Origin of the sequence: Burkholderia sp. MSMB617WGS (genome assembly GCF_001532025.2) — a bacterium.
GTDB classification, from domain to species: Bacteria; Pseudomonadota; Gammaproteobacteria; order Burkholderiales; family Burkholderiaceae; genus Burkholderia; species Burkholderia savannae.
Window position 1 is genome coordinate 1,186,261 of sequence record NZ_CP013458.1, and the last position, 12,557, is coordinate 1,198,817.

The following is a 12,557-nucleotide window of genomic DNA, read 5'->3' on the forward strand; positions in this document are numbered from 1 at the left end:
GCCCGGTTAGCTGGCGCGAAGGGCGGCGAGCAGCCCTTCGACCGGTTGAAAACGAACTTCCAGCTCGGTGAGCAGCACGCTTTGCATATCCTTGCGGAACGCGTCGAGCCACGCGCCCGGCGTGGCCGCGGCGGCGTTCACGGCGGCGTTGGCTTCGGCGTCGGCAAGGCGTTGCTGCTCGGCCCGGCGCAGGCGCTCGAAATACGCGCCGAGCAGCTTCGGCACGTACGCGAGCAGGCTCCGCTCGCGCACGGCGAGCGCGCGCTCCATCGTCGCGTCGAGCACCGCGAGCCGGGCGAGGGCGGGCGTGCGGGCGGCCATCGTCTGCCGCAGGCGGCCGCGCAGGTCGCCGATGTCGATCTCCATCGCCTGCTGCATCGACAGGTAGTCGTGGCGAAAAAGCGTGAAATCGGCGGGCGCGTCCGCCGCCGCGTCGCGGGCGGCGGACGGCGCGACGCTGTCGCGTCCGGCGGCGAGCGCGCCCGTGCGGGCGATCGCTTTCGCGAGCGACGCGCGCACGCGCGCGCATTGGCCGCTTGCGTTGTCGCGGTCGCCGTCGCCGTCGGCGCGCGCGCCGGCCGCCGCGGCGGGCGGACTCATGCCGAGCGCCGACGACAGCGCGATCGCGTCGGTCCACGCGAGCCATTGGCTCAGCCGGTCCGACAGCGACTGCCTGGATTCCGGCACGTCGGCGTCCGCCAGGCGAGCAAGCAAGCGGATCAGCGCCGGTCCGCCGAGCGCTCTATGTTGCGGGGCTTGCACCATGCCACGAGTGTCAGTTTCGAAAAAAGGCAGCAGTTTACACGTTGGCGAGGGGCGGGCCGCCACTTCTTGGCGATCGGCGAGGCCGACGGGCGTCGATGCCTGATGCCGCGGGCGGGCGGATCATCGTGTCGGGCCGCGCGCAAACGCGCGCGATCGCGCGTGGGGAAGCCGGTTCTCAGCCGGGCGCGCGAGCGAAGGTGGGTGTGGCCCGCCTGCCGGCGCGCCCGTTGTCGACGGTATTTCGGCTGCATTTCGGCTGCATTTTCGCGGCATTCGGCTGCAACTCGCCGAAGACGCGGCTTGCGCGCGGCGGTCGGGATGCGGTCGGCGTTCTCGATGCGCGCGCGGTGTTCGCGCGCACGACGCCCGTCGACCGCTTCGGCGCGACGCGGATCTCGACGCGGGCGACTGCGCGCCAACCGTTGGGCGTCAGCGCCGTTCGTGTCCGGCGGACGTTCGCCGGGCGGGCCGGCAGCAACCGCTCGCGCGCATGCACGCCCGGGGATTGCGCGCTTGCGCGCCCGAGCGATCACGGATCGCGGCGCATGCGTCATCGAACGCGATCGCTCGGCGGCGGCGCGGCAAGCGCGGACGCACCGCGTGTTCGCGCGGACGTTGCGCGCCGCGCACGCTCAATGCCGATCGATCAGCGTCGCCCGTTCGTTCGAGTACCGGTTGCCGTGCACCGTGACGCCCGCGAGCGCGCGCTCGATCTCGCGAAGATCCTCCGGCGTCAGTTCGATGGCGGCCGCGTCGACGTTCTCATCCAGACGATGCAGCTTGCTCGTGCCGGGAATCGGAACGATCCACGGCCTTTGAGCCAGAAGCCACGCGAGCGCGATCTGGGCGGGCGTCGCGTGCTTGCGCCGCGCGATCTGGTCGAGCCGGGCGACGACGCCGAGGTTCGACTCGCGCACGCCGGGCGCGAAGCGGGGAGACGCGCGGCGGGGATCGTCGCGCCCGAACGTCGTGCTTGCGGTGATCGCGCCGGTCAGAAAGCCCTTGCCGAGCGGGCTGAAGGAAACGAAGCCGATGCCGAGCGCGTCGAGCGTCGGCAGGATCGCCGTCTCGGGCTCGCGCCACCACAGCGAGAACTCGCTTTGCAGCGCGGCGACGGGCTGCACCGCGTGCGCGCGCCGGATCGTCTGCGCGCCGGCTTCCGACAACCCGAAATGCCGGACCTTGCCTTGCCGGATGAGATCCTGCACGGTTCCCGCGACGTCCTCGATCGGCACGTCCGGGTCGACGCGATGCTGGTAGAAGAGATCGATGTAGTCGGTCCGCAGGCGCGTCAGGGCGGCGTCGGCGACCGCCCGGATGCGCGCCGGACGGCTGTCCGGGCGCGCGCGAAGCTCGCCGTCGCGAAATCCGAACTTCGTCGCGATCACGACCTCGCGGCGAAACGGCGCGAGCGCCTCGCCGACGAGCGTCTCGTTGGTGTGCGGGCCGTAGGCCTCGGCGGTGTCGAAGAACGTCACACCGCGCTCGAACGCCGCCCGCACGATTCCGATCGCGTCCTGCCTGCCGGGCGCCGGCCCGTAGGCCGCGCTCAACCCCATGCAGCCGAAGCCTATCGCCGACACTTCCAGGCCGCCAGCGCCGAGTTTGCGTTTTTCCATTTCCGTCTCCTTGGGCCCGCCGGGCGGGCCCGGCCGCTGATCGGCCGCTTCGTCATGCGCAACGCGCGGCCGCGGCGCGAGCGTGCTTCGTCACGCGCGTGATGCAGATGAGGCTGATGACCGCGGCGCCGCACACGTAGAAGCCGGGCGCGATCTTCGAGCCGGTCGACGCGATCAGGTACGTGATGAGAAACGGCGTGAAGCCGCCGAACGTCGCCGCGGTGAAGTCGTGCGCGATCGACACGCCCACCGTGCGGATCGACGGCGGAAACAGGTCGCACAGCAGCGCGGGCATCGGCGCCTGATACGACGTCATCAGCAGGCCGAGAACGAACTGGCTGATCAGAAGCGACGCGATCCCCGGATGCGACACGACGAACTCGAACGCCGGGATCACGATCAGCGCGATCAGGATCGCGCCGGTGCGCATCACGCGCAGCCGCCCGAATCGGTCCGACAGGCGGCCGAACACCGGCGAGAACGCGGCTTGAACCACGCCCGTCAGGATGGTCGCGGCGAACGCGCTCGTCTGCGGCAGGCCGAGCGTGCGCACCGCATAGGTCGGAAGATAGTAGGCGAGCGCATATGACGACACCGACACGAGCACGAACGTGCCGATCGATAGCACGCAGAGCGCCGGATGCTCGCGGATCGCTTCGCGCACCGGCGTCGCGTGTCGCGGCGCGATCGTCTTGTCGTTGACCTCGGGGACGTTGCGCCGCATGTACACGGCGACCGGAATGATCGCGAGCCCGATGAAGAACGGGATGCGCCAGCCCCAGTGCAGGATCTGCTCCGAGGTCAGCGACGCCGAGATGACGACGCCCGTCAGCCCCGCGAACACCGACGTCAAGCCTTGCGCCGCGATCTGGAAGCTCGAGTAGAATCCCCGATCCGCGGCGGGCGCGCGCTGCACGATGAACGTGATGCCCGAGCCGTATTCGCCGCCCGAGGAAAAACCCTGAACGAGCCGGGCGATCACCATCACGGCCGTCGCGGCGCCGCCGATCGACGAATAGGTCGGCGTCAGCGCGATCATCGCCGTGCCGAGTCCCATCAGCGTCACCGTGAGCGTGAGCGCGGCCTTCGCGCTCACCCGGTCCGCGTACGAACTGAGCACGAGCGCGCCGAGCGGCTTCACGAGATACGAGCCGCCGAACGTGCCGACGGTCGCGAGCAGCGAGACGAGCGGATCGGAATGCGGAAAGAAGAGCTTCGAGATCGTGACCGAGAAGTACAGGTACGCGAACAGGTCATACCATTCGAGCGTCGTGCCGATGACGGCGGCGGCGATCGCCTTTTTTTCGACGGGCCGGATGGACGCCATGTCTGCCTCGCAGGCGGAGGGCCGAACGTATTGCTCTAGCATATTCACGAAATGCCCCGAAGGTGGATGGCGGCGATGCGGGCGGCCCGCGCCGCCGCCGGTCGGCGGTTAGTCGAGCTTGCTCGCCTGAGGTCCGGATACCGGAATCTCCATGCGATCCGAGCCGAAGAAGATGTTGCCGCTGTAGATCCGGCTCATCTCGACGATGACGCGCTCGCGCACGCCCGGCTTGTCGAACTGCTCCGTCACGTGCGAGATGACGAGATTCTTCGCGTTCGCCTGCCGGGCCGCCTGCGCCACCTCGAGATGGCCGGCCGTGAAAGCGGCGAACGTTCTGCTGGGCGCGGTGCCGCTCAGGTAGTGGCACATGTGCACGAGCACGTCGCAATCCTTCGCGAGCCGATCGAGCGCCGGGCACGGGCCGGTGTCGCCCGAATACACGATCGACTGGCCGTCGTGATCGATTCGATAGCCGTACGAAACGAGATGGGGCGCGAAGTGATTCACGGCAACGGCCTGCACGGTCCATTCGTTTTCAGTAACCGTCGCGAGCGGCGACAGCTCCGTGACGACCGGCCGCGGCCGCGCGCGCGCGCCTTCGCCGCCGCGCGCGCGATACACGTCGATGCTCGCCTGGTTCTCCGTGCGCGAAACGAGATCCGGGCCGAAAGCGCCGTCGTCGCCGAACAGGCGATCGGTGATTTTCCGCAGCGGCGGCGGCCCGTACACCTTCAGCTCCGGGATTCTGCCCGCGCCCTGATCCCACCGCGTGAGCAGAAGCCGCGGGTAGTCGCCCATGTGATCGTAGTGGTGATGGCTGAAGAACGCATGCGAGATGCGCGTCGCGGAAACGCCGAGTTCGAGCAGGCGATGGTGCGAGCCGAATCCGTGATCGAACACGATGTAGTCGCCGCCCGCTTCGACGAGATAGCCCGAGCACATCCGGCTGGTTGAGGGCGTGGGCGTGCCGGTGCCCAAGAGCCACAGTTTCATCTGACCTCCAAGTCACGAGTCATGGTGCGTGCCGCACCTGTGAGCCCGATACTAGTTCGGCCATATAACTCGGCATTGAAATATACTGAACGCGCGATAACCAAATGGAAACGCCATGCGAAGCCGGGACGAGCAGCTGTTGGCCGCGTTGACGCAGCGGCTGAAAGCGCGGCACTTCGTGCTGCTGTCGTCGATTCATCGCCATCGCACGCTGCGCAAGGTGGCCGACGAGATGAACCTCAGCCAGCCGGCGATCACGAAGGCGTTGCAGGAACTGGAGGAGATCGTCGGCGCGGCGCTCTTCGAGCGGACCGCGCGAGGGCTCGTGCCGACGCCGGCCGCCGACATGCTCGTGTCGCGAAGCGCCGCCTTCCTGGCGGATCTGCGCAATCTCGCGGGCGATCTCACGGCGATCGAGGACGGCTTTCACGGCGTCGTGAGGATCGGCGTCATCCATTTCATTGCGTACGGCATCCTGACGAAAGCGATGGATGCGCTGCGGGAGCGCGGATTCAACTATCGCTTCGCGGTGCGCGACGGCGACACCGATACGGTGGTCGGCATGCTGCGGCGTCACGAGATCGACTGCGCGATCGCGCGGCTCACGCACGAAAGCGCCGGCGAGATCGAGCAGGAGGTCCTCTACGTTCAGCAGCCCGTACTGCTTTCGAGCCGCGGCTACCGCGCTCCGAAGGGCCGGGGCGCGACGATCGACGCGGTCGCCGGCGCGCAATGGGTCCTGCCGCCGAAGGCCACGCCGACGCGGCGCGCGTTCGACGAGATGCTCGTCAGGCGCGGCGTCGTGATCGGCGAGCCGCTCGTCGAAACGACGTCGGTGACGGTCATCGAGGCCGTGCTGGCCGCGAACGACGAAGCCGTCACGATGCTGCCGCGCGACCTGGCGGAGGAAGTCGCGCACGGCGGCGCGTGCCGCATCCTGCCGATCGATCTCGATTTCGCGCTGCCGGCCGTGTGCCTCGTCACGCGGCAGGACATGGCGGGCGACCGGACGCTCGACGCGCTCAAGCGCGCGATCCGGGCGGCCGCGGCGTAGCGGCGCGGCGGCGCGAACGACGTGTTCCGGATGCTTTGCGGATGGGGGCGACGCGCATCGGGGCGACGTCGGCGAGCTGCCCGCCGATGAGCCGCTCCGGCGCCGCGTATGCGTCATGCATGCGCACGCGATCGGCTAAGATACGCCCCGCCGAACTTTTCCCCGACCATACGGAGCGACAGCAGTGATTCAGCCGACCCGCGCATTCAAGGACAACCTCGCCCAATTGCCCGCCATCGACGGCATCGAGCGCATCGATCTCGTCGACGCGAAGGGCGCGGTGGTGGCGAGCATCGAGAACAAGCCGGGCAAGCAGGGCTCGCTGGCCGTGTATCACTATCTGCGCGAGACGTTCGGCGCGCTCGACGCCGACGCCGCCGAGCACGGCCTCGCGGTGTTCGCCGAGCACACCGCCGATGCGCGCGACCGTCCGGGCGCGCATCCGAACGTCGACCGGCTGCTCGCGATCGCGGCGGGCGGCGAGGCGCTGCGCATCGACGTCGTCGCGCGAGCCTGAACGGTGCGCCGCGCGCCCGGGCTTCGCGTCGGGCCGCGCCGCGCGCCCGAGCGCCGCGACGTCACCGGCTGAGCAGCACGGTCGGATTCGCGGGCATGCCGTTCCACACCGTCGGTGTGTCGAGCAGCTCGATCTTGCCGATGGGCTGGTCGCCCGGCACGTTGATCGCCCACACGCGCAAGCTGCTGCCGCTGAGCGGATTGGCCGCGTTGGCGTTGTCGACGGTGGGCGTCCACCACGCACGGAATCCGCCCTGCAGCACGCGATACGCGCGGCTGCCGTCCGCATACGTGACGCGCAGCGTGTAGTCGCAGCCGCTGCCTTTGCAGTACCACGGATACGTGCCCTTATCGACGGTGATCGCCTGGCGGTCCGCCGCGGAGGTCGGATCGAACGTCGCGATCAGGTTCCCCGTGTACGTGAACGGCGGATAGATGTACGACGCGCCCGCCGAACCGGCCTTGCTGAAGCTCACGATGATCGTGTGCACCGGCACGCCGGTTCGCACGGGCAGATTCTGGTTGACGCCGTAGAGCCCCTTGCCGTCGGTCGTCGGCGTGTACGGCGCGCGCGCCTGCGCGGCCGCGTCCCACTTGCTGTAGCCGCTGGGCGAAGCGGGATCGATCAGCACGCGCGATTCGATCCATGCCTGCATCCGGCCCGTGTTGTAGTCCGAGAACGTCGCGAACTTGTAGCCGCTCGATTGATCGCCGGCGCCGCTTTGCATGGGGTCCTGCTTGTAGCAGCGGCCCTGCGCGTCGACCTGATGCGAGCTCGCGCACTTCGCATGGCTCGACGCGGTGGCGGGCACGAGCACGTCGAGGAACTCGCGGCGGTTCGGGTCGTAGCCCCACGCCGATCCGTTCAGGCTGCCGCCCGCGTACGGATAGGCGCCCTTCGCATATTCGTCTCCCGCGTGGCCGAGGCCGAACGCGTGCCCCTGTTCGTGAATGAAGATGCCGGTGTAACGATGATCGCCGACCGACGCGCCCGAGCCGACGCCGCCCAGTCCGCCGCCGAGGTTCGCGAACTTCCCGCTCGAATTCAGCGCGAGCAGCGGCGCGTAGTACTGATCGTTGAGTGCGCCGTCGCCGTTCGCGGTGCGCATGCTCGAAATCAGCGTGAGCATCGCGCTCATCACGCCGTAGCCGTCCTTCTGCTGATCGAGCGCGGTGACCGCATAGGCGGGCTGAGCCGCGCCGGCGCGGTCGGCGCGCGGACCGACGACGACCGTCGCGAGGCTGAAGCGCCCGGCCGGGTGCGTGCGGACCTTCACGTCCGACGTCGGCCATTTCGCGGAGATCTCCTGCTGCGTGGCGGCGTCGGGCGCCTGCGTCGCGGACAGCGGCGGCGAATTGGCGTCGTCGGCGCCGAACAGATAGAACGGCAGGATCGTCAGTTGCACGTCGGCGTCGGTGCCGAACACCGGGGCCTGCGCGACGCTCGGCGTGTAGTTGGCCGCCGACACGCTGAACGAGACGCCCGGCACCATCCACGCGGCGGGCACGACGGCGCTCCAGCGGTCGCCCGCATACGCGCGGCCGTTGGACTCGGTCGGCGGCAGCGCGGACGGCGGGTTCAGCGCCAGCGCGCCGAGCTTCGCGCCGTTGCGCCACGCTTGCAGGACGGGCTGCGCGGCGTCCGCCTGGCCGATGGCGACCAATGCGAGCGCGTCGCGCCCGCCGATCAGGCGAAGCCTCGTGCTGGCATTCGGGAGCGCCCAGCTCAAGCCGCCGCTCGGCACCACGTGAGTCTGCGCGAATTCCAGCTTGTCGATCGAGATCTGCCCGATCGACGTGCTGCTGGAAGGCGGCGTGGGCGTGACGCCCGGCGTATTGCCGGCCGTTTCGGGGGCGTTCGTCGTCGCGGGCGCGGCGGGTGCGGCGGCGCCGTTCGCATTCGACGCATCGGAGGAGCCGTCGCCTCCGCACGCGGCGAGCAGCAGGGCGGAAAGCGAAGCGGCGAGGGCGGCTCGCGACGTGATGCGAGTGGTCGTCATGTGCGTTGTGTCGTTGTTGGAAAAGGGGTGGTGGAGCGTGTGCGGCAGATCGGCCGTCGGTCGGGCCGGGGCCGGGACGGCGGTCTTCTCGCGCGTGTCGTTTCTCGTTTCTCGAATCGATTCGATTCGATTCGATTCGGCCCGGCTCGGCTCGGCTCGTTTCGAAGCGCCGCCGTCACCGCGGCATCGGCACCGGATGCGCGGACGCGGCGTCGATCGGGAAGGCTGAAGCGTGCCGTGACGTCGGCGCGGGCGTGTTCTTCATTTGCTCTGTACTCCGGATGACATGCGGAACGTGAAATCCTGCGCATGATAAACGCAACGCATCGTGAAGATATTGACGCGTCGTGCATGTCGTCGCTCGGTGCTCCTCGCTCGGTGTCCGATGGTCGTCGCGGATGTCGAAAACGGGGCGCGCCGTTCAGACATGTTCGGCATGTCCAAGCATGGCCTGCGGCGAGCGTGCGATGCGCGCATTCGACGAAGCCCGCGTCGCAGCGCATGGCGCATGAGCGATTGCGCGTCGGTCGGCACGGTTTCGTCGCGCGCCGTGGCGATCATCGTGGGCGATCGGATTCGAACGAGATCGCGCAGGCGCCTGGTCATGGCGCGCCGGCTAATCGGCGGCGATCTGTGCGATGGCGAATGATCGATTGCCGGGCGCGGTGTGCGCCGTGAATCTCGAGCGCGTCGTTTCCGCGAGCAAGCGGCGGCGGCCGCATCGAGCGTGATTGCCGATTCTTGGATCGATGCGCGGGATCGTTCGGACGACTTGTCGGCGTGGGCGTCGAATGCGGGAGACGGCGGGCGGTTCGGCTCGAATGGTCGGTGCGCGAGCGCCGCTTTTCACGCGGGCGGCGCGCACCCGAGCGACGCGCGTGGTCCGCCGCAGCAGCGGCGAGATGGGCCGCTCATTGGCCGCTCATGGGCGCGACTCGGCCGCGGCCGCGCGGGCTTCCGCGACATCCGATGCTGCTCTAGACGACCGGTCTAATTGTGCTATGATGCGCGCCATGATCTTTCGCTCGACTGCGCACGTGCGCCGCGCGTCCTGAACGCCGCGACGCGAGGCCGATCGCGCTTCCGCACTGGGTTTTGGCGGGCTGGCTCGAGCGAAATGCTCGCGGCGGAGGACATCCCGAAAGAGGTGCTCCGCCGCTGCCTCGATTTGACGGAGGCTTTGTAGGAAGCGTTCGGCGGAGCGCGGCCCGGCGCCTGTTCGGGCGGCTGCCTCGCGCGTCTCGCGCGCGGCTGGCCGGCCGGGGCGGGCGCGGTGCACTCGAGGCGCGCGCAGGCGCAACGGGCCGAACACTCGGCACGGCGACGATCCGGAGCGCAAACGTGCGTGGCGGCGAAGTTCGGCGCGAAGATGGCGGGTATCCCGGCGACGATGCGGAGTGTGTTGACGCGCGGCTTCGACGCTGGCCGCGAATCGTCGCGCGTTACGCGGCCAGCGTCGAAGCCTCGCGCGCCGATGGTTCGCTCGGGCGGATCGCACGCCGGTGCACGGCGGCCTGCGCGCGCTGCGTTGGCAGGCTGTTGAAAAGCCGGCTTGCGAGGTGCTCGCACGTGGTTTTCGGGGATGGTCTCACACCCCTTGCCCGAGTCGCACGAGCGGTTTGTCGTGCGTTCCGAGAGGTCGACAAGTTGTGTTTTGCCGCCCCCTCGCGGAAAGAATTTCAACGGCGCGCCAGGCACGGCGGCCCGGCGGTGGCGACGCGGCATCGAAACGATGCCGCGCAGCTGGAGGCCGCTTGAAGCCGTGGCGGCGGCGACGTCGCCGCGCATGGATGTGCCGCAGCCGAGTCGTCGATCGGCTGGGCATCGAAGCAAGGCGCGCATGAGCGTGCCTCCTTTTGAGTCCGCTTATAGACGACTGGTCTACTTTTGATGGGGCAAACATGCAGAATTTCGATTTCTACAATCCGACCCGGATCGTCTTCGGCGAGAACACCGTTGCGCGGCTGAACGACCTGCTGCCGGCCGCGGCCCGCGTGCTCGTGCTGTACGGCGGCGAGAGCGCGCGCAGCAACGGCACGCTCGACGAGGTCCGCGCCGCGCTCGGCGCGCGCGACGTGCGCGAGTTCGGCGGGATCGAGCCGAATCCGACCTACGAGACGCTGATGAAGGCGGTCGAGCTGGTGCGGCGCGAGCGCGTCGATTTTCTGCTCGCGGTCGGCGGCGGATCGGTGATCGACGGCACGAAGTTCGTCGCGGCCGCCGTGCCGTTCGCGGGCGATCCGTGGAGCATCCTCGAGACGCACGGCGCGAACGTCGCGGCCGCGCTGCCGTTCGGCAGCGTGCTGACGTTGCCCGCCACCGGCTCGGAGATGAACAGCGGCGCGGTCGTCACGCGCCGCGCGACGCACGCGAAGCTCGCGTTCCGCCACCCGCTCGTGTTCCCGAAATTCTCGATCCTCGATCCGACGAAGACGTACACGCTGCCGCCGCGGCAAGTCGCGAACGGCGTCGTCGACGCGTTCACGCACATCGTCGAGCAGTATCTGACGTATCCGGCCGATGGCCTCGCGCAGGACCGCTTCGCCGAGGGCCTCTTGCAGACGCTGATCGAGATCGGCCCGAAGGCGATTGCCGAGCCGCACGACTACGCGATCCGCGCGAACCTGATGTGGGTCGCGACGCTCGCGCTGAACGGTCTGATCGGCGCGGGCGTGCCGCAGGACTGGGCGACGCACATGGTCGGCCACGAACTCACCGCGCGCTACGACATCGATCACGCGCGCACGCTCGCCGTCGTGCTGCCGTCGATGCTCCAGGTGCGGCGCGACGCGAAGCGTGCGAAGCTGTTGCAGTACGCGGCGCGCGTATGGAACATCGTCGACGGCGCCGAGGACGAGCGCATCGACGCGGCGATCGAGCGCACGCGCGCGTTCTTCGAGAGCCTCGACGTGAAGACTCGCCTTGCCGACTACGGCGTGGGCGCCGACGCGATCGACGGTCTCGTCGCGCAGCTCGATGCGCACGGCATGACGCAGCTCGGCGAGCGCAGGGACGTCACGCTCGACGTGAGCCGCCGCGTGCTCGAGGCAAGCCTGTGATTCCAAGCCGCTTCGAATCGTCGAAGCTCGGCGGCGTGCGCCGCACGCCAATGCCCCTCGTTTCATTTCAATGGAGATTCCTATGCCGCAAAGCCAGACGACGAACCGCAGGATCGTTCTGAATTCGCGCCCGAAAGGCGCGCCCACGCCCGAGAATTTCCGCGTCGAGACGACGGCGGTGCCGACGCCCGCTCAGGGCGAGGTGCTGCTGCGCACGGTGTGGCTGTCGCTCGATCCGTACATGCGCGGCCGCATGAGCGACGCGCCATCGTATGCGCCGCCCGTCGAGATCGGCGGCGTGATGGTGGGCGGGACGGTGAGCCGCGTCGTCTCGTCGACCGTGCCCGCGTTTCGCGAAGGCGACCTCGTGCTGTCGAGCGCCGGCTGGCAGGATTACGCGCTGTCCGACGGCGCTGACCTGATGCCGCTCGCCGGCATCGCGCATCCGTCGCAGGCGCTCGGCGTGCTCGGGATGCCCGGCTTCACCGCTTACTTCGGATTGCTGGAGATCGGCCGGCCGAAGGCGGGCGAGACGGTCGTCGTCGCGGCGGCGAGCGGCGCGGTCGGCTCGGTCGTCGGGCAGATCGCGAAGCTGAAGGGCTGCCGGGTCGTCGGCATCGCGGGCGGCGCCGACAAGTGCCGCTACGTGACGCAGACGCTCGGCTTCGATGCGTGCGTCGACCATCGCGCTCCGGATGTGGCCGAGCAGCTCGCGGCCGCGTGCCCGAACGGCATCGACGTGTATTTCGAGAACGTCGGCGGCGCGGTGTTCGACGCGGTGCTGCCGCTGCTGAACGATCGCGCGCGCGTGCCCGTCTGCGGGCTGATCGCCCACTACAACGACAGCGCGCTGCCGCCGGGGCCGAATCGTTTGCCGCTGCTGATGTCGAGCGTGCTGCGCAAGCGGATCAGCATGCAGGGCTTCATCATCCTCGATCACTACGCGGACGTTTATCCGGCATTCCTGAAGGAAATGGGCGAGTGGGTCGCGCAGGGCAAGGTGCAGCTTCGCGAGGACGTCGTCGACGGGCTCGAGGCGGCGCCGCAGACGCTGATCGGACTGCTCGGCGGGAAGAACTTCGGCAAGGTCGTCGTGCGCGTGGGGCCCGACGCGCCGTGAGTTCGGCCGCGCGAGCGCCGGGATGAAGGTTCGGCGCTCGCGTTCGAGCCGCCGCCTCGGATGTCGTGCGGATTCATGCGATGCCGAGGCGTGCGGAGGCGCGC

The 12,557-nt window shown here is 69.1% G+C and carries 10 protein-coding genes; 5 read left to right on the forward strand and 5 right to left on the reverse strand.

Going from position 1 to position 12,557, the window contains the following annotated elements; translation table 11 throughout:
• Positions 1–6 precede the first annotated feature (6 nt).
• From WT60_RS25760 to WT60_RS25780, 4 genes are all read right to left on the reverse strand, one after another.
• Positions 7–765, reverse strand: a complete 759-nt coding sequence (locus WT60_RS25760; protein WP_060356226.1) for a DUF3348 domain-containing protein — start codon at positions 763–765, stop codon at positions 7–9.
• A 632-nt stretch (positions 766–1,397) separates the two neighbouring features.
• Complete coding sequence (locus tag WT60_RS25770; protein ID WP_038747911.1) at positions 1,398–2,384, reverse strand: aldo/keto reductase; 987 nt, start codon at positions 2,382–2,384, stop codon at positions 1,398–1,400.
• Positions 2,385–2,436: 52 nt separating this feature from the next.
• Positions 2,437–3,711: an MFS transporter gene (locus WT60_RS25775; protein ID WP_059582203.1), complete on the reverse strand. Its 1,275-nt coding sequence runs from the start codon at positions 3,709–3,711 to the stop codon at positions 2,437–2,439.
• 108 nt (positions 3,712–3,819) lie between these two features.
• Complete coding sequence (locus tag WT60_RS25780) at positions 3,820–4,704, reverse strand: MBL fold metallo-hydrolase (RefSeq protein WP_059648117.1); 885 nt, start codon at positions 4,702–4,704, stop codon at positions 3,820–3,822.
• Between the two features lie 115 nt (positions 4,705–4,819).
• Between WT60_RS25780 and WT60_RS25785 the strand changes: the two genes are divergently transcribed.
• Both WT60_RS25785 and WT60_RS25790 read left to right on the forward strand, forming a co-directional pair.
• The gene (locus tag WT60_RS25785; RefSeq protein ID WP_038747906.1) at positions 4,820–5,758 is read left to right on the forward strand and encodes a LysR substrate-binding domain-containing protein; all 939 of its coding nucleotides are present in this window, start codon (positions 4,820–4,822) and stop codon (positions 5,756–5,758) included.
• Between the two features lie 184 nt (positions 5,759–5,942).
• Entirely contained in the window at positions 5,943–6,275 is a 333-nt protein-coding gene (locus WT60_RS25790; RefSeq protein ID WP_038747902.1) for a DUF2322 family protein, read from the forward strand.
• A 61-nt stretch (positions 6,276–6,336) separates the two neighbouring features.
• On the opposite strand, the gene WT60_RS25795 is transcribed toward WT60_RS25790, so the two are convergent.
• A complete protein-coding gene (locus tag WT60_RS25795; protein WP_231753798.1) occupies positions 6,337–8,274 on the reverse strand; it encodes a M66 family metalloprotease in 1,938 nt (645 codons plus the stop codon).
• 385 nt (positions 8,275–8,659) lie between these two features.
• On the opposite strand from WT60_RS25795, the gene WT60_RS33970 reads away from it, so the two are divergent.
• The 3 genes from WT60_RS33970 (at position 8,660) to WT60_RS25805 (ending at position 12,453) form a co-directional block, all read left to right on the forward strand.
• Positions 8,660–8,923, forward strand: a complete 264-nt coding sequence (locus WT60_RS33970; RefSeq protein ID WP_145986877.1) for a hypothetical protein — start codon at positions 8,660–8,662, stop codon at positions 8,921–8,923.
• A 1,252-nt stretch (positions 8,924–10,175) separates the two neighbouring features.
• Positions 10,176–11,333: an iron-containing alcohol dehydrogenase gene (locus WT60_RS25800; RefSeq protein ID WP_059648121.1), complete on the forward strand. Its 1,158-nt coding sequence runs from the start codon at positions 10,176–10,178 to the stop codon at positions 11,331–11,333.
• Between the two features lie 82 nt (positions 11,334–11,415).
• Positions 11,416–12,453 (forward strand): NADP-dependent oxidoreductase, encoded by a 1,038-nt coding sequence (locus WT60_RS25805; protein ID WP_038747897.1) that lies wholly within the window; start codon positions 11,416–11,418, stop codon positions 12,451–12,453.
• Positions 12,454–12,557: the final 104 nt, after the last annotated feature.